The organism is Anaerobutyricum hallii DSM 3353 (assembly GCF_000173975.1).
GTDB classification, from domain to species: Bacteria; Bacillota; Clostridia; order Lachnospirales; family Lachnospiraceae; genus Anaerobutyricum; species Anaerobutyricum hallii.
This window is the reverse complement of sequence record NZ_ACEP01000064.1, coordinates 36,414-54,312: the sequence shown is the minus strand read 5'-3', so window position 1 is coordinate 54,312 and position 17,899 is coordinate 36,414. Positions and strand designations below refer to the sequence as shown.

Here is a 17,899-nt window from a genome sequence, read left to right as displayed (position 1 = left end):
AAAACAAGGTGATTTTCTGGCATTATATATACATTTTTTCTAACCCATGCTATACTATTTAGAGATTTAGGAGGAGGATAACAATGGATGTGAATAATTTTTTGCAGTCAGAAGCGACCCAGTTCGTCGGTACCGCTGCGGCAAATACTATCGGTCTTGTTATTGGAACGATTCATGAAGATATCAAGGAACTTCTTGAGATTCCCGATGAATATCAGGCCATCAGTATTGTATCTTCCCGAACCGGAACTGTCGCACAGGCGATTGCGATTGATGACGCAGTAAAAGCAGTAAATGCAAAGCTGCTCCGTTTTGAGATGGCAATTGATGCTGGTAAGCAGTGTGGACAGGGATGCCTCTTCGTCCTCGGTGCAGAGAACATTTCCGATGCCAGAAGGCTTGTTGAGATTGCGTTAGAGCAGATTGATTACTGGGCTGCCTGCATCTATGTGAACGAAGTGGGGCATATGGAATCTCACGTCACTCCACGTGCCGGAGAGATTTTACATCAGATATTTGGTACACCACTTGGCAAGGCATTTGGCGTTATCGGTGCTGCCCCAGCAGGAATCGGCATTGTTGCCGTTGACCAGTGCATGAAAGCCGCACCTGTAGATATCGTCTGGTATGGCTCCCCATCCCATAATCTTACGATGATGAATGAATTTTCTGCTGGTATTTCCGGCGATGTTTCTGCTGTTCAGAAGGCATTGGAAGCGGGTAAGGAAGTCGGTTGTGAACTGCTTCGTGTGTGCGGTATCACACCAATTTCTATCACGAAAGTTCATGAAGTCTGTGGAACAGATTATGTGAAGGAAAGTTATACACCGACATCCTGTTTAAAACCAAAGGAAGAATAGAATATAGCTATTATTTTATAATGGCTTTACAGATATGCAACAAAATTCATAGAAAGGGTTGGGATTATTTATGAAAGTATTACTTTTAAATGGAAGTCCACATCCAAATGGATGTACTTTCCGCGCACTCTCTGAAGTAGAAAAGACACTTCAGCAGGAAGGCATTGAAACAGAAATTTTCCATATCGGCACTAAAGCGATCCGAGGCTGCATGGGCTGTGGTATGTGCCGTAAGAACAAGCTTGGAAGATGTATCTTTGGTGAAGATGCTGTTAACGTAGTCATCAAAAAAATGAAAGAATGTGATGGACTAATCGTTGGCTCCCCTGTACATTACGCCGGAGCAAGCGGTGGAATCACTTCTTTCCTTGACCGTATGTTTTACTCTACCGGTGGGTTTGCCTACAAACCGGGAGCTGCTATCGTAAGCTGCCGTCGTGCCGGTTCTACTGCCGCTTTAGAACAGCTGAATAAATATTTTATGATGAACAATATGCCACTTGTTCCTTCTGCTTATTGGAATATGGTTCATGGCAATACTCCTGAAGAGGTGGAGCAGGATTTAGAAGGGCTTATGGTCATGCGTACTCTGGGACGAAATATGGCGTGGATGCTTAAATCTATTGATGCAGGAAAGGCGCATGGAATTTTGACTCCGGCGGCGGAACCGAAGACTCGGACAAATTTTATTCGGGAATGTGCACCGGTGAAAGAGGAAGCAGAAGAGAAGAATTTTGCTCCTTATTTTATCTCTTATAATAAGGTGAATAAAGCATATCAGGAGGAGGATTAGATTCTGGGCTGCCTCAAGCAGAAGAGACGCCCTCAGGGAATAAAATGGTATGCTCCCTTTTAGGTAGACAGTTGAAAAAAATAAAACTGTTTATCTGAAAGGGAGCATACCATTTTCGTCAGCTTACGATAAACTAACGTGACTTATTTCGTCTCTTTATAAATTCTTCTCTTTTAATGCTACAGCCTGTTTAATCAGTTCCACCGTTCCATCAATACCTAAGATACTACTATCAATGCAAAGATCATAACTCTTCAAGTCTCCCCACTTCTTAGAAGTGTAGTAATTATAGTAGCTTGCACGCTGCTTATCTGTCTTGATAGCTACGTCTTTGACTTTGGCTTCTGGAACCTCATACTGTTCCTGGATACGGGACTTTTTGAAAGCCATTGGTGCGTGGATGAATACATTCAGCTTATTGTCATAGTCTTTTAATGCATAGTCTGCACAGCGGCCTACGATAATACATGGACCTTCATCTGCTACCTTTTTGATGGCATCAAAGGAGGCAAGGAATACCTTCTGGTTGAGAGGCATATCAAAGGAGGCTGCATTATAGCCTAATGCGTATGGATCCATTACGAGGGAGTAGAGAAAACTTGTGGTTGGTTTCTCATCGAAGTTTTCAAACATCTCCTCGCAGATACCGCTTTCTTTGGCTGCCACTTTTAAAAGTTCTTTATCATAAAATGGTATGTTATAATATTCAGCAAGCTTCTTACCGATTTCTTTTCCGCCGCTTCCGTACTGTCTTCCGATTGTGATTATTGTGTTCATAAGACCACTCCTTTTGTCATTCTTTTCAGGATATGCATAAGCCTTTGCTTTTGCATTTAGTTTTATTATACACTAGTTTTCAGACAATTTCCACAAAAATATTTTGATTTTATTGTGAAATTTATTTATTTTATGGATTATAAGCTGTCAAATCCAATGGACAACAGACACAATTCATCCCCTACCTTAGCCAAAATGGGATTTAAAAGAGGCGAATAAAAAATCAGTAACGGACACCATTCATTTTTCTACCTTAGAGCGTATTTGAAAAATGTTCTAGATAGAACTCTTCTTGCTGGAAGTGGACAAAAAAGACCAAAGATATGTCTTTACTCATCCCTAAGCGGATATAGAAACTTATCTTTGATCTTTTTGTTTTTTAATAATTGATCTTAAAGAATAATTTGTTACAATAGTCCTTCAAATCACATATATCAATGAGACAGCACATTAGTAACATACTGCTTTCCAAATTCAATATCCTGAAAAAGCTGTGCCTGCAATGCCTCTACAGAAGAAAAACGAGTTTCTTTTCTGTGATAATGCAGAAGTTCTACGACCATTTCTTCGCCATAAACATCTTTATTGAAATCAAAGATATTGGTCTCGACTGTTTTTTCGCTGGTATTGTTGACAGTTGGCTTGGTTCCGATGTTGGTAATGCCGTAGTAAACTTCGTCTTTCCAGTGGATTTTAGAAACATACACACCATTTGGCGGCAGTAGTTTAAAGGACGGAACTTGCTGGTTAATGGTTGGCACCTGTATGGTTCGTCCAAGTGCATTTCCGTGAAGGATTTCCCCAGAAACACTGTAGTTTCTGCCTAAGAGAGCTTTGGCTTCTTCCATTGCTCCTTTTTCAAGAGAAGCACGAATTCTGGTACTGCTAATATCCTTTCCATTTAATTGTAACTTTTCGACTACAATAAGGTGATATCCGCATTCTTCTTCTAGCTTTTCTAAGTCTGTAATACTACCGGAGCGGTTCTTACCGAAATGGAAGTCTGTTCCGACAACAATTACTTTTGCCCCCACTTTTTCTACGAGGACTTCCCTGATAAATCTGTCAGGGGTTAATGCAGCAAATTCTTTTGTGAAAGGATGCTCAATCAATATGTCGATTCCTCGTTTTTCAAGAATTTCCCGGCGTTCTTTTTTTGTATAGATTTGTTTATATTCTGTATCACCAGTAAGGGTCAGTCTGGTTGGACGGTCAAAGGTAAATACAACGCTTCGCAGTCCGTGAAGCTCCTGTTTTTTTACTTCGTCCATTAGAAGCTGGTGTCCCCGGTGAATCCCTTCAAACTTTCCAAGTGCAACTGCGGTGTCTTTGAAATGAAAGTCTGAGCTTGTTATATATTCCATTTTTTTCCTCCGAAACCGCTAACTTGCGGTATGGATTTTGTATTTTATATCATTCTTATAGTGACCTACAAAAACAACTTATAAGGTTTTAACATCTTCTTTTCCTGAAGCTGATAAATTCCTATAAAGTTTTTCTGATTGTCATAAACACGGAATCTGTTACCAACAGTATAACTGCTATACTGTTTTCCGTCTTTGCCTGACTTTTCTTTCTTACCAAGATCCTCTGTATCCGCTTCTTCCATTTTCATTTGTTCATTAGATGACAAGTCCTCATATAGTTGCCAGTTACTAATCGATGAATTTTCATCCAAAGCACACAAAGAAAGAGAAATCGGATTCCCATTATAGAGAAGTTTTTCTCCTTCTTTTTTCACAAAAAAAGCTGGCAGATGCAAAAACACTTCATCGACTGGTACGATATGTTCCAGTAATGTATCAGCATCGCGCATGGCTTCTACTTCTGAAAGGGTGAATCCATCCTCTATCTTAAAAGAAGACACTCTGGTACGGACAAGTCCTGCCATACAGCCTCCGCATCCTGCTTTTTCTCCAATATCACGACAAAGGCTGCGGATATAGGTTCCTTTTGAGCATGTTACTTCAAAGGTGACGTAAGGCAAATCTATTTTTTTAATAATGATAGAAGAAAGGGTGACTGGACATGGCTTTCTTTCAATAACGATTCCCTGTCTTGCAAGTTCGTAGAGTTTCTTTCCGTTTACCTTTTTAGCGGAATACATCGGTGGAATCTGATCGTAACTTCCCTGGAAAGAAAGGATAATATCTCTTATCTCTTCTTCCGTGACCGTTACCTCTCGTTCTTTTAATGTCTGCCCGCTTGTATCTTCGGTATCGGTTTCTCTTCCAAGCAAAAGAACAGCTTCATACGTTTTATCCCAATCTCCGATAATGTCACAAAGCTTGGTTGCCTTTCCAAGACACACTGGAAGTACTCCGGTCGCATCCGGATCAAGGGTTCCGGTATGTCCGATTTTTTTCTGATGTACAATGCCGCGAAGCTTTGCCACTACATCATGGGAAGTAAAACCTGGTTCTTTTTTAATATTAAGAATTCCGCTTATCATAAATTGATTCCTGCTTTTCTTCTTGTTCATTTAACTGATGCTCTACCATATGGGTGATATTCATTACGATATCTCTTGGCTGGCCATGTACCGTACAGCCGGCAGCTTTGATATGCCCACCGCCGCCAAAGATTTTGGCAATTGCACTGACATCGACTGCATCGTTAGAACGCATACTGACTTTGTAGTTACCATCTTCTTTCTCATAAAGGAGAATCGCACATTCAATGCCATCTGTCACACGAAGCTGGTCAATAATTCCGTCTAAATCGCTGCTGTCGATTCCATAAAAGTCAAAGTCTCTCTTTCGAACGATGGAAAAAATAACCTTTCCATGCAAAAGAATGATACTTTCCATTAATGCACGGCCAAGAATCTGATTCTGCACATAGGACTTCTTGTAAAATGTCCGGTCAATGATATCTTCAGAATGAATGCCTTTTTCAAGTAAAGCACCTGCGGTCTCCATCGTTTTTCTTGTTGTATTGGTATGCTTGAATACACCGGTATCATGAACAATACCCATGTAAAGATCCTGCGCGCATTCAAGGGAAATCTTATCCCAGTCAAACATATCAAACAATACTTCGCAGGTGGAAGAAGCGTCCGGCACGATAAAGCGTAAGTCACCAAATCCCTCATTAGTGAAATGGTGGTCTACGCATATCTTGTATTTTGCCTCTTCAAAATAACCTTTGAAATCATGGAGACGATCTGTATCGGAACAGTCAAGAGAAAAAAACAGGTCATACGGTCCGTCAATCTTTTTTTCCTGTGTAATCTGGTCCGCATATTTTAAAAATGAGAATTTATCCTGTACCGGTTCTAAAAATAATGTTACCTCTTTTTCTGGATACTGTTCCACAATGTAGGTATAGAGTCCGAGACAGGAACCAATGCAGTCCCCGTCCGGATTCATATGACCGGATATGGCAATTGTCTGTGCAGTCTGAACCTGACGCTCAAACTCCTCTTTTCTTTCGGCAAATGTCACATTTTCTCTCTTGTCTGTACTCATTCTTCCGATGCCTCTCTTTCTCTCTCATGCATTGCTGCATTAATCTCGTCAATCTTCTTTGACATACTTACGCCATATTCAATAGACTGGTCAAGAATAAAGCGGACATCTGGTGTATTTCTTAAGTTAATACTTCTTGCTAACTCACGGCGGATATAACCGTGAGCACTTCTGAGCCCTTCTAAAGTAGATTCCTGTGCCTCTTTATCACCGAGTACGCTGATATAAGCTTTACAGGTCTTTAAATCCGGAGCTACTTCCACAGACACAACAGAAGTCATCGGAGCGATTCTTGGGTCTTTGATTTCTCTGGAAATAATACGGCTCAGTTCTTTTAATACCTCGGAATTAATTCGAGTATTTTTTACACTGTTCTTTCTCATAACAGTACCTCCTGTTATCTAGGAATTTCTTCCATTACGAAAGCTTCAATCTGGTCGCCTTCTTTAATATCGTTGTATTTTTCAAAAACGATACCACATTCGAAGCCTGCTTTTACTTCTTTTACGTCATCTTTGAAACGTTTCAGGGATGCAAGTTCTCCTTCGTAAATAACGATACCATCACGAACGATACGGGACTGTGCGTCTTTTGTAATCGTACCATCCAGTACATAACATCCAGCGATTGTTCCAACACCGGAAGCTTTGTAAATCTGACGTACTTCTACATGACCGATTACTTTTTCTCTGTAAACAGGATCTAACATACCCTTGATTGCTGCTTCGATATCTTCAATTGCGTTATAGATGACACGGTATAATCTCATGTCAACTTTTTCTCTCTCTGCTGCAGCCTTTGCCATCGCATCTGGACGTACATTAAATCCGATGATGATCGCATTAGATGCAGAAGCTAAGATTACATCAGATTCGTTAATGGCACCTACACCACCATGTACAACTTTAATCATAACTTCCTCATTGGAAAGCTTCATAAGACTCTGTTTTACAGCTTCTACAGATCCCTGTACATCGGCCTTTACGACAAGGTTTAATTCTTTTACGTTACCAGCCTGAATCTGATCAAATAAATCATCAAGGGACAACTTATTCTTTGTCTCTTCGAGCATCTTTTCTCTTCCATATGCGATAAATGCATCAGCAGTTGCTCTTGCTTCTTTTTCATTTCCGTGAGCCATAAGGACCTCGCCGGAGAATGGTACATCGTTAAGACCAAGAATCTCTACTGGGGTAGATGGGCCTGCTACTTTTACACGGTTACCCTTGTCATCCATCATCGCACGAACACGGCCAAATGCATGACCTACGTTAATGCTGTCTCCTACATGAAGCGTACCTTTCTGGATAAGGATTGTAGCAACTGGTCCACGGCCTTTATCAAGTTTCGCTTCGATAACAAGACCTCTGGCTCTTCTCTTCGCGTTTGCTTTCAGCTCTAATACTTCTGCTGTAAGAGTAATCATCTCTAAGAGTTCATCAATTCCTTCGCCTGTCTTAGCAGAAACTGGTACAAATACGGTACTTCCACCCCAGTCTTCTGCGATAAGGCCGTATTCAGTAAGTTCCTGTTTTACACGGTCAACGTTGGCACCTTCTTTATCAATCTTGTTAACTGCAACGATAACTTCTACCTCTGCAGCTTTTGCATGGTTGATTGCCTCGATTGTCTGTGGCATAACACCGTCATCGGCAGCAACAACTAAAACAGCGATATCTGTTGCCTGTGCTCCACGCAGACGCATAGAAGTAAATGCCTCATGACCTGGTGTATCTAAGAATGTAATCTTTTCTCCGTTAATCTCTACCACATAAGCGCCGATATGCTGTGTGATTCCACCAGCCTCACCTGCTGTAACGTGTGTGGAACGAATCGCATCAAGAAGAGAAGTTTTACCGTGGTCAACGTGACCCATTACACAGACAACTGGTGGTCTGCTTGTTAAGTTTCTTTCGTCCTCTTCTTCCTCTTTTAAGAGTTCTTCGATGACATCAACTTTTACTTCTTCCTCTGCGATACAGTTATATTCTAAAGCGATTTCTGCTGCATCATCAAAAGAGAATTCTGTGTTGATGGTTACCATCTGTCCTGCCATGAAAAGCTTCTTGATAATAACAGAAGGCTGAACCTTACAAGCATCTGCCAAATCCTTTAAGGATACTGGATCTGGGAGAGTGATGTTACGGATTACATCTTCCTTTGGCTCTTCCTGCTTTGGTGGCTGTACTGGAGCCTGCTGCTTCTTATTGTTCTTCTGCTTTCTTGAGCTGCCAAAATCATTATTGCGGTTATTGCGGCGGTTGTTCTTGCCACCACGGTTATCATTTCGGTTGTTTTCCTTGTTGTCACGGCTGTGCTCACGATTGATGTCATGGCGGTTTTCTTTGCCGTTTCTTGTTTCTTTTGCGTTAATCGGAGTATCTCCCATAGAAGGCCTGTTTCTTCTGTCATTTCCGTTACGGTTATTGTTACGGTTATCTCCGCGATTATCATTACGGCCGCCACGGTTGTCGTTATTACGATTATTATTTCTTCCGCCGCCACGGTTGTCATTTCGGTTGTCGTTACGGTTGTTACGGCCGCCACGGTTATCATTTCGGTTATTATTTCTTCCATCTCCGCGGTTTTCATTACGTCCATTACGATTGTCGTTATTGCGGTTGTTATTTCTTCCGTCCCCACGGTTGTCATTACGGTTATTATTTCTATCTCCACGGTTATCATTTCTGCTACCGCGATTATCGTTGCTACGGCTTTCATTGTTACCGCGGTTGTTACCAGATTCTTTTTTCTGGAATTTTGCTTTTAATTTATCTACATGTTCATCTGATACTGTACTCATATGACTCTGTACTTCAACTCCCTGCTGTTTTAACTCTGCTATAATTTCTTTGCTGCTTTTATCTAATAACTTTGCTAACTCATGTACTCTCATTTTTGGCATACACTATCCCTCCATATTCAGACTTATTTTTTTTACGATTGATTTTGCAAAACCTTCATCTAAGATACAGATGGAAGCCCTGTACGCTTTACCTATCCAATGCCCTAATTCCTCTTTGGTCGCAAAGATTTCCATAGGCACTTCATAATACTTACACATGTTCCGGAACAATTTTTTTGTATTGTCAGAAGCATCTTCTGCTACGATTACCAGACAGGCATTGCCGGATTTTACTTCCTTTTCGGTAGAAAACTCTCCGCTGGCAACCTTTCCTGCCTTAGCAGCAAGCCCTAGCATAGATAATACTTTACTGTTTTGTGTCAAGTTCCTTCAACTCCTCTTCTAATCGGTCATATATCTCATCAGGAATGGAAATCTTTAAAGAACGTTCCAGTCCTTTTGAACGTCTTGCTTTCTGAAGACACTCCGCAGAAAAACAAAGATATGCACCTCTGCCATTCTGCTTTCCTTTTGCATCAAGGACAACTTCATTCTCCGGTGTCTTGATAACCCGGATCATCTCTTTTTTTGTCTTCATTTCACGACAGCCCACACACTGTCTAAGTGGTATCTTCTTTCCCATAACTGTTCACCAGATTCCATTCTTACTGTTCGTCTGTGTCTGCTTCCTCAGAAGAAACTTCCTCAAAAGAATCCTCTGCTGTTTCTGGTTCTTCTGTTACCTCTTCTGCCTCAAAATCTGCTGTCGCTTCGCTTGCGGAAACTTCTGGCTCTTCTACAGGTGCTTCAAGGTCAAAATCTTCTGCCTCATCAAGATCACCAAAATCTTCTCCGAAGTCTAATTCTTCTGCAAGCTCTGCTGCCTGGCTTTCACTCTTAATATCAATCTTATATCCTGTAAGCTTTGCTGCAAGACGGGCATTCTGTCCCTCTTTACCGATGGCAAGTGAAAGCTGGTAGTCTGGAACAACAACGCGTGCGCTCTTTTCCTCTTCGTCTACATCTACAGAGACTACATTGGATGGGCTTAATGCGTTCTCGATCAATACTGCTGGATCATCATTCCATTCAATAATATCAATCTTTTCTCCACGTAAGTCACTTACGATTGCATTAACACGCGCTCCGTTAATACCTACACATGCTCCTACAGGATCTACATTAGGATCGTTAGATGCTACTGCAATCTTTGTACGGGAACCTGCTTCACGGGCAATGCTCTTAATTTCTACTGTTCCATCATAAACTTCTGCAACTTCTTTTTCAAAAAGTCTCTTAACAAGTTCTGGATGTGTTCTGGAAACTAAAATCTTAGGTCCCTTGTTTGTATCTTTTACTTCTACGATGTACAGTTTGATACGGTCTGTTGGCTTAAATACTTCGCCTTTAACCTGCTCTTTTTCTGTGAGAACAGCATCTGTCTTATCGTCAAGACTTACACTGATATTCTTTCCATTATAACGCTGTACTACACCTGTTACGATGTCTTTTTCTTTATGTGCGAAATGCTCGAATACCACTCTTCTTTCTTCTTCTTTAATCTTCTGCACGATAACACTTCTTGCATGCTGTGCAGCGATTCTTCCGAAGTTCTTTGGAGTCACTTCGATGTTTACTACATCGCCAATCTCATAGTGGAAACGAATCATCTTTGCATCTGCTAAACTAATTTCTGTAGCTGGATCTTCTACTTCCTCTACAACTGTCTTTTCGACATAAACAGAAATATCACCAGTGTCTCTATCCATGTTTACCTTTACAATGGCATTCTTTCCAAAGTCACGGTTACATGCTGCAACTAAAGAATCTTCAATCGCCTGCATAATTACTTCTTTTTCAATATGTTTCTCTTTTTGTAATTGATTTAAAGCATCAATTAATTCACTCATTTTCTCTTATCCTCCTGCTTTCTTTTCTATATTATTCTCAAAAATCAATAGCTAAACGAATCATAGCAATGTCCTTACGGTCAAGTACCAGTTCGTTCCCTTCTGTTTCAATCGTAACAGTATCTTCTGTGAAATCTTTTAAGATTCCCTCAAATTCCTTCTGTTTATTAATTGCTTTGTAGAGCTTACATTCTACAGACTTTCCAAGACTTCTCTTAAAATCTTTCTCTTTTTTCAGTGGTCTTCCAAGACCAGGGGAACTCACTTCTAAAATATAAGCATCAGAAATAAAGTCTTCTGCATCAAGCTTCTCTTCAAGAGCACGACTGATCAGTACGCAGTCATCAATGTTAATGCCGCCTTCCTTATCCGCATATACACGAAGATACCAGTTCGCACCTTCTCTTACATACTCTACATCAACAAGTTCAAAATGATTCTCCTCAATAATCGGAGTTACCAGTTCTTCCGTCTTTGCAACAATCTCTGTTCTTTTCATGTTGATTCTCACCTCTTTCCCAGACATACAATAAGAGTGGGCACCCACCCACTCTTATCATCTACAGTATACTATTCGTAGTATAGCAGGTTTTCCATTGTTTATCAAGGGATTTCTTAAAATTTTACCTGCTATCTGCTATTTTTGTGACATTTTCTTAATTCTCGTCTGCCTCGATAGGGTCTGTTTCAATCACAAATTTCACGCTTCCCTTCGCATTTTTCTTAATTCCGCCGAAGGATTTGTATCTGTTATCTGCCTTCTTTACAGCCTTGAAATGATTGATCACGCTGTCAAGATCATCTCCTGCAAGGTCAGAAAGCTTGCTGATTCCATCATCATTAAATGTCTTTAAGCCTTTTGTAAGTGTATCGCTTCCTGTAGCAAGCTTATCAATACCAGAAGTAAGCTGTCCGCCTGCGGAGTCTAACTTATTCATTCCAGAAGAAAGACTCTGTACACCGATCGCTGCTGCATTAACCCCCTGTGCATAAGCCTTTACACCAGTTACTAACTGGCTGCTTCCCGCTACTAACTTACCTGTTCCTTTATCTACGGAACTTGCTCCTTTTGTAAGAACACTGTTATTGCCTGTTAAGGTCGCCGCTCCTTTTGTCATGGTATCAAGTCCGGTAGAAAGGGTGCTAAGACCAGAAGTTAAATCTTTCATACCACTTGTAAGCGTTTTATTATTTGCAGTAAGAGCCTGCGCTCCGGTATTTAATTCATCAACACCCTTGATCAAATCTGGAATCTGACTTGCTGCATCGGATAAAGAACCTGTATTTGCTGCAAAACTCTCTAATACTGCTGCCTGTGTCTTCATATCTTTTAACAGAGTTTCCATATCACTGAGTCCTACATTAACTTTGCCAATATTAAGCTTCTCTGCACTTGGAGCATCTCCTAATGCTTTTTCGGCATCACTTGCCAGGCCACTGATTTCAATGCTTGATGGCTCTGCACTTACACTAACGTTATTATCAATGGCACTCTTTAAAGCACTCTTCATTTCATCGGTCAATCCATCCATATTTACACTATCAATGGCAGATTTAGCTTCTTCTTTTGCCTTTGAAGTTGCACTGCTGCTAAGAGAATCTTTCTGGCTGGCAATCTTTTCATTTGCCTTATCCGTTGCCTTTTTATCAATATCATCTAATGCAGATTTTGCACTACTGAACTTCTCTGAAACTTCTTTATTATGTTCATCTATCTTACTATTGTGCGCCTCCACTGCTTCAGATAACTTATTCATCTTATCAATTGCCGATTGAATCTCTGTTGCCGATTCCTGTAACTTTTTCGCGTCACTTTCTAATGCAGAGGATGCCTTCTTTACTGCTTTTAATTCTGTGTCACTTGGCAGTTCCAAATTACTCATTCCAGAAACCTTATTATTTAACTTTTTGATTCCTGCTGCAATTTTAGCTTCATTTTCGGTATAACTTTTAATACCTTTAGAAAGTGCTCCTGCTCCTGACTCTAACTTACCTGTACCGCTTGCTGCTGACTGTAAACCAGCATCTAAGCCAGATACTCCTTTTGTATAGGAGGAGATTCCTGCATTCAGTGACTTTGTTCCCTTTTTCAGGGCTTTTAATCCTTTATTCAAAGATTCTACACCAGATTCTAACTGTCCACTCTTAGAACTTAATGTATTAAGACCGGATAGAAGCTGCTTTACTCCAGCATTCGCGGAAGATACGCCCTTTGTATATTCTCCTGCTGAAGAAGAAAGAGTTCCCATTCCATCGGATAAAGCTTCACTTCCATCAATCAGCTTATCGGTTGCATCTGTAAGTTTATCCATGCTGTCTTTTAAATCATCTACGTCATTTAAATTGCTTGTATCAATGTCTTTTAATGTTCCTGTTGTTGCCGCTGTTGCTGTTAATGCAAGTTCAAACTTATCTGCCTTCGCTGTAACTTCTACATATTCTGGAATATCTACATCATCTAATTTATCATAAGATGCCAGATTAAGACTGCTCTTTAATCCAGGGAACGCAAGACCTACAACAACATTTTTATCTCCATCGCTAATTACTTTACCATTAGTAACTTCGATATTAGAAAATACATCAGAAGAAAGAATCATTCCGGTAACCATAGTAAATGGAGTCTTTATATTATAGTTCTTGCCTTTTACTTTTACCGTTTCATTGGAGTTGTTATAGTAATCAAAGCGTATCTTTACTTCACCACTTTTACCAGCCATATCTTTCGGATCCATCTGCTGTCCGTCAAGATAATAAGTAACTTTCATTGTTACTGGAAGTTCTTCATTGGATTCGCCCTGATAATAAATATCATTTCCTTTAGAATCCCATACAATAGAACCATCTGCATTCTGGGTAAATGTCTCGTCACCTTTTACATTCTTGATATTCTCGAGGTTGGAAAAGTCCTCTAATGTATCACTGCTGCTATGATTCTTTAACCAGTCGCTTACAGTAATCTTATCAACGCTTCCGTCTGCATTCGCATTTACATATACCGTCTCTGTCTTATCTTCTTTTTTGGAATCTTTTTTTCCTGCTGCATTGACTGGCATTGCAATTCCTACTGCCATCATGGCACTCATGAGAATAGCAAATGCTCTGGATGTGTGTTTTACAAATCTTTTATTTCTCATCTCTATCACTCCCTAAATTTATGCTCCTGGAATCTTTTGTACAGCATATGACGCTTTGCTTCCATTAGATTCCGGGATTACATATTATTTATAATACAATGTCATTAACTACTGTATCTTTATGATCGTCAATATGGCCCATTCCCTTCGTTGTCTTGCATATCGCCTTATCAAAGATAAGGAACATCGTAGGCAGCAGTGTGAGAACAACGATCATACTGATAATAGCACCTCTTGCCAGCAATGTACAAATAGAACCAATCATATCTACCTGTGAGTAGCAGGCAACACCATAAGTCGCTGCAAATAAACTCAACGCACTCGTTATAATAGAAAGCATATTTGACTTATGAGCAATGCTGATTGCCTCTAACTTATTCTTTCCATTCCTTCGTTCTTTCAAATAACGATTGGTATAAACAATCGCATAGTCTACTGTCGCTCCAAGCTGTATCGTTCCGATAACAATGCTAGCAACAAATGGAAGGCTGACCCCCTGGTAATATGGAACTGCCATATTTACCGCAATCGCAAATTCAATGATGGCTACCAGAATAACTGGCAGGGAGATTGACTTAAATATAATAAGAATAATTACAAAAATCGCTGCGATTGAAGCAATATTTACATTCTGGATATCAATGTTTGTAACATCTTCAAGATCCTTCATAAGTGGTGCTTCACCAATTACCATTGATGTTTTATCATAGTTCTTCGTTATCTTATTAATCTTTGCAATCTGCTTATTTACTTTCGGAGTTGCTGATTCATATTCCGAACAGATAAAAGCCAGTTCATGGTCACCGCTTTGGAGCATACTCTTTACATCTTTTGGAATCATGGATTCTGGTACAGAGGCCCCGACAAGAGAACTCATGCTTATCGTCCATTTAACACCTTCTACATTGTCAATCTCTTTGAGCATATCTCGTTTATCTTTAGAATCCATGTTACTGTCCATCATTACCATATGAATCGTACTCATATTAAAGTCTTTTTTCAATCGGTCTGTCGCCACATTACTTGGCAGGCTGGATGGCATAGACTTTGCGATATCATAATAAATCTTGATATTATTATTTCCATGTACTGCTGGAAGTAATAATACAAGGAAAACAATCAGCCATACCCAGTGATGCTTGATAATAAAGTTTGATGCACCATCCACACTCTTAATCAGCGGTCTGTGCTTTGTCTTCTCAATCTGCTTATCAAATGCAAGAATCAGTGATGGAAGAATCGTTACACAACAGATTACACCGATAATAACACCCTTGGCCATAACAATACCAAGATCACGACCTAATGCAAATGTCATAAAGCAAAGAGCCGCAAATCCGGCAACAGTTGTGACGGAACTTCCGACAACCGCTTTAAAGGTACTTGCAATCGCATGCCCCATCGCCCGGTTCCTATCTTCTGTGTACTTCTCTTTATATTCCTCATAACTATTCAGCAGGAAAATGGAATAGTCCATCGTAACTCCAAGCTGTAATACAGCCGTCAGTGCCTTTGTAATATAGGAAACCTGCCCTAAGAACACGTTACTTCCTAAGTTATAAATAATTGCAATTCCGATACTTAATAAGAAGAACACTGGTACTAAGAAAGATTCTGTCGTAAACTCAAGTACCAGGAATGACAATACAGCGGCAATCACAACGTAAACTGGCAGCTCGTCAAGTGCAACATCTTTAATATCATTAACTACACCTGACATACCACTGATAAAGCATTGCTTATTCGCAAGCTTTCTCATCTCGGCAACTGCATTCATAGATTCATCGGATGATGTCGTATTATCGAAAAGTACGATCATCATCGTGGCATTGCCTTTAAAGAAACCTTCTCTTAACTTTTTCGGAATCATCTGTACTGGAAGATTTAAATCAGCAACATCATCATACCAGAGAACATCCTTTACATGATCGACTGCCTCAAACTTCTTCTCAAGCTTCTGCACATCTTTCAGTTCCATATTCTCGACAACAACCATCGAGAACGCTCCCATTCCATACTCATCTACCATAATATCCTGACCTTTTACCGTTTCAAGCGTCTCTGGCAGATAACTAAGTAAATCATAGTTAACTCTTGTCGTTACCATTCCTATTAAGGAAGGTATCAGTAACAAAAATCCAATAAGCAAAATCAGAAATTTATGTTTCGCAATCTGCTTACCCATCTTGATTAACAAATTCATCATCCCCTCTTTATTTATTTTCTTTTCCTAACCAACATTATATGCAAAAAATGACCATCGGTCAACACTGAGTAACGCACAATTTTCCTCAATAAGCGAAACTGAATTTTGGTCATTTTTACGTTATTGACTTTTGGTCATTTTTGTTGCATAATGTAGCCAAATACATTCAGCATCGTTTAAGGTGGTATTATTATGGGAAAAGTTGAGACAAATAAAAAACAAAAGAATACAACATTATTGCAGACTTCTTTTGAACTGTTTACCGAAAAGGGGTTTACTAAAACAACCATTTCCGACATTGTAAATCGGGCAGGTCTCGCAAAAGGAACTTTCTATTTATATTTTAAAGATAAATATGATTTAAGAGACAAGCTTGTAACATATAAAACAAGCCAGCTTTTTGGGAATGCACATACGGCTTTAATCGAACAGAATATTCAGGGTTTTGAAAACCAGATGTTTTTCGTCATTGATCATATTATAGACCGATTAGAAAAAGAACCGAAGCTTCTTCAGTTCATCTCTAAGAATCTTTCCTGGGGAATCTTTAAAAATGCTTTTGAGAAGACGGTCCCGGAAAATTCCCGACAATTTTATGATTACTATCAGGATATGCTGACACAGAATCATATCTTCTGCGAAAATCAGGAATTAATGCTCTTTACAATCTTAGAGCTGGTAGGCTCTACCTGCTATAGCTGCATCTTATATCAGCAGCCAGTATCCATGGAAGAATATCTTCCTTATTTACATCAGACAATCCGACAAATATTTATAACCTTCACAAAACCGATGGCTGATTAGTTGGGAGTAATTTGGGGATGAGAGACTTCCGATTTCAACCTCAAATCTTTCCCATGCACTATTTAATTTAAAAATCCAGCCAAAGACAGCCCTCGAAGAGAAAAGCGCCTCTATATTTGTGGCCTCGGAGCAAGGTTCGGATGCGAGCGCATAAGCGAACATCCAAACCGCCGCGACTAAAGTCACAAATATAGAGGCGCTTTTCTCTTCGAGGGCGTCTGTTTTGCCTAATAAATTAAATAGTCCATCCTCCTATCATGGGATTCGGACGGTACTTTTTCTACGATTTGAAAGTCGTACCCCAATGCCGCTGTTATAATCTCCTCATGGGATGCGAGATATTTATCGTAGAATCCACCGCCGTATCCAAGACGATTTCCGTTTTTATCAAAGGCAAGTCCTGGGACAAGCATAAAGCCTGGAGTTGTGATTCTGTCTTTTTCTTCTCCTGCTGGCTCAAGGATACCAAATGCTCCGGGAACACAGTCAGATAGCGCAGTGATTTCGTAAAAATGCATGATTTCTCCTTGTACTTTTGGAACGGCAACATGCTTTCCATAAGAAAGACACCAGCTAATGATGTCTGCGGTTTCTAATTCATTCCGGCAGGCGATATAGGCATATATCCAGTCTGCATTCATAAATTCCGGCAGTTCTTTTAATTTTGACAGGCAGTTTGCTGCGGCATGTTTTTTTTCTTCATCTGTCAATGCATTTCGTCTTGCTTTCATATCACACCGCAGATTCTTTTTTAATTCTAAAGCTTCTTCTGGCATTTTAGTTTTTATCCAGCTTCTTTCCATATTTCTCACCAAGATTTTCGATACTTCCGTCTTTATTCTGAATGTCAATTCGGTTCAAAGAACCACGCAAGTTTTTGCGGATGGCAGCAAGGTAAGCTTTGCGGAGTTTTTTCTGCTCTGCTTCTTCTGCTTTGGTAAGTCCTACAGATTTGGATTTATGGTATAGTTCATTAATTCTATCAATATCAATATTATTCATAAAATTTCCTCCTTTTTAATCCGATATACTCTCGGAATCTTCTCACAAAATTAGGTACAAGAAAGACTCCGAGAGTACATTCCGTTGTATTATAC

16 protein-coding genes and 1 pseudogene are annotated in these 17,899 nt (G+C 39.8%); 3 read left to right on the top strand and 14 right to left on the bottom strand.

Translation table 11 applies throughout. The features are described from left to right. The first annotated feature begins 83 nt into the window (after nucleotides 1-83). Together pduB and EUBHAL_RS05815 are read left to right on the top strand one after the other, a co-directional pair. Entirely contained in the window at nucleotides 84-860 is a 777-nt protein-coding gene (pduB, locus tag EUBHAL_RS05820; protein ID WP_005346330.1) for a propanediol utilization microcompartment protein PduB, read from the top strand. Nucleotides 861-930: 70 nt separating this feature from the next. Continuing rightward, nucleotides 931-1,554, top strand: a pseudogene (locus EUBHAL_RS05815) (flavodoxin family protein); the annotation flags it as partial. 255 nt (nucleotides 1,555-1,809) lie between these two features. On the opposite strand, the gene EUBHAL_RS05810 reads toward EUBHAL_RS05815, so the two are convergent. The 12 genes from EUBHAL_RS05810 to EUBHAL_RS05755 form a co-directional block, all read right to left on the bottom strand. Then, a complete protein-coding gene (locus tag EUBHAL_RS05810; protein ID WP_005346326.1) occupies nucleotides 1,810-2,430 on the bottom strand; it encodes a cytidylate kinase-like family protein in 621 nt (206 codons plus the stop codon). 434 nt (nucleotides 2,431-2,864) lie between these two features. After that, nucleotides 2,865-3,794 carry a bifunctional riboflavin kinase/FAD synthetase gene (locus EUBHAL_RS05805; RefSeq protein WP_005346323.1) on the bottom strand — a complete coding sequence of 310 codons (930 nt, stop codon included), beginning with the start codon at nucleotides 3,792-3,794 and terminating at the stop codon, nucleotides 2,865-2,867. Between the two features lie 65 nt (nucleotides 3,795-3,859). Further along, nucleotides 3,860-4,882: a tRNA pseudouridine(55) synthase TruB gene (truB, locus tag EUBHAL_RS05800; RefSeq protein WP_044922190.1), complete on the bottom strand. Its 1,023-nt coding sequence runs from the start codon at nucleotides 4,880-4,882 to the stop codon at nucleotides 3,860-3,862. Further along, nucleotides 4,863-5,900 carry a DHH family phosphoesterase gene (locus EUBHAL_RS05795; protein WP_005346317.1) on the bottom strand — a complete coding sequence of 346 codons (1,038 nt, stop codon included), beginning with the start codon at nucleotides 5,898-5,900 and terminating at the stop codon, nucleotides 4,863-4,865. Before EUBHAL_RS05795 ends, truB begins: the two co-directional genes overlap by 20 nt. Continuing rightward, nucleotides 5,897-6,283 (bottom strand): 30S ribosome-binding factor RbfA, encoded by a 387-nt coding sequence (rbfA, locus tag EUBHAL_RS05790; protein WP_005346315.1) that lies wholly within the window; start codon nucleotides 6,281-6,283, stop codon nucleotides 5,897-5,899. The genes EUBHAL_RS05795 and rbfA overlap by 4 nt, the downstream gene beginning before the upstream one ends. 14 nt (nucleotides 6,284-6,297) lie before the next feature. After that, nucleotides 6,298-8,805: a translation initiation factor IF-2 gene (infB, locus tag EUBHAL_RS05785; protein ID WP_005346314.1), complete on the bottom strand. Its 2,508-nt coding sequence runs from the start codon at nucleotides 8,803-8,805 to the stop codon at nucleotides 6,298-6,300. Between the two features lie 3 nt (nucleotides 8,806-8,808). After that, nucleotides 8,809-9,102 carry a L7Ae/L30e/S12e/Gadd45 family ribosomal protein gene (locus EUBHAL_RS05780; RefSeq protein WP_005346312.1) on the bottom strand — a complete coding sequence of 98 codons (294 nt, stop codon included), beginning with the start codon at nucleotides 9,100-9,102 and terminating at the stop codon, nucleotides 8,809-8,811. A 10-nt stretch (nucleotides 9,103-9,112) separates the two neighbouring features. Further along, complete coding sequence (rnpM, locus tag EUBHAL_RS05775; RefSeq protein ID WP_005346310.1) at nucleotides 9,113-9,388, bottom strand: RNase P modulator RnpM; 276 nt, start codon at nucleotides 9,386-9,388, stop codon at nucleotides 9,113-9,115. Between the two features lie 22 nt (nucleotides 9,389-9,410). Next, nucleotides 9,411-10,655 carry a transcription termination factor NusA gene (gene nusA, locus EUBHAL_RS05770; protein ID WP_005346306.1) on the bottom strand — a complete coding sequence of 415 codons (1,245 nt, stop codon included), beginning with the start codon at nucleotides 10,653-10,655 and terminating at the stop codon, nucleotides 9,411-9,413. 37 nt (nucleotides 10,656-10,692) lie between these two features. Beyond that, nucleotides 10,693-11,154, bottom strand: coding sequence for a ribosome maturation factor RimP (gene rimP / locus EUBHAL_RS05765; protein WP_022169362.1), 462 nt, complete (start codon nucleotides 11,152-11,154; stop codon nucleotides 10,693-10,695). Nucleotides 11,155-11,311: 157 nt separating this feature from the next. After that, the gene (locus EUBHAL_RS05760) at nucleotides 11,312-13,792 is read right to left on the bottom strand and encodes a YhgE/Pip domain-containing protein (RefSeq protein WP_005346300.1); all 2,481 of its coding nucleotides are present in this window, start codon (nucleotides 13,790-13,792) and stop codon (nucleotides 11,312-11,314) included. Between the two features lie 88 nt (nucleotides 13,793-13,880). After that, complete coding sequence (locus tag EUBHAL_RS05755) at nucleotides 13,881-15,995, bottom strand: efflux RND transporter permease subunit (RefSeq protein WP_005346299.1); 2,115 nt, start codon at nucleotides 15,993-15,995, stop codon at nucleotides 13,881-13,883. 195 nt (nucleotides 15,996-16,190) lie between these two features. Here EUBHAL_RS05755 and EUBHAL_RS05750 point away from each other — a divergent pair, with 195 nt between their 5' ends. Next, complete coding sequence (locus tag EUBHAL_RS05750) at nucleotides 16,191-16,802, top strand: TetR/AcrR family transcriptional regulator (RefSeq protein WP_005346296.1); 612 nt, start codon at nucleotides 16,191-16,193, stop codon at nucleotides 16,800-16,802. Between the two features lie 227 nt (nucleotides 16,803-17,029). Here EUBHAL_RS05750 and EUBHAL_RS05745 read toward each other — a convergent pair whose 3' ends face one another. Beyond that, a complete protein-coding gene (locus EUBHAL_RS05745; RefSeq protein WP_005346293.1) occupies nucleotides 17,030-17,605 on the bottom strand; it encodes a 5-formyltetrahydrofolate cyclo-ligase in 576 nt (191 codons plus the stop codon). After that, on the bottom strand, nucleotides 17,580-17,804 hold the full coding sequence (locus EUBHAL_RS05740) for a DUF896 domain-containing protein (RefSeq protein WP_005346286.1): 225 nt from the start codon (nucleotides 17,802-17,804) through the stop codon (nucleotides 17,580-17,582). The genes EUBHAL_RS05745 and EUBHAL_RS05740 overlap by 26 nt, the downstream gene beginning before the upstream one ends. Nucleotides 17,805-17,899 lie beyond the last annotated feature (95 nt).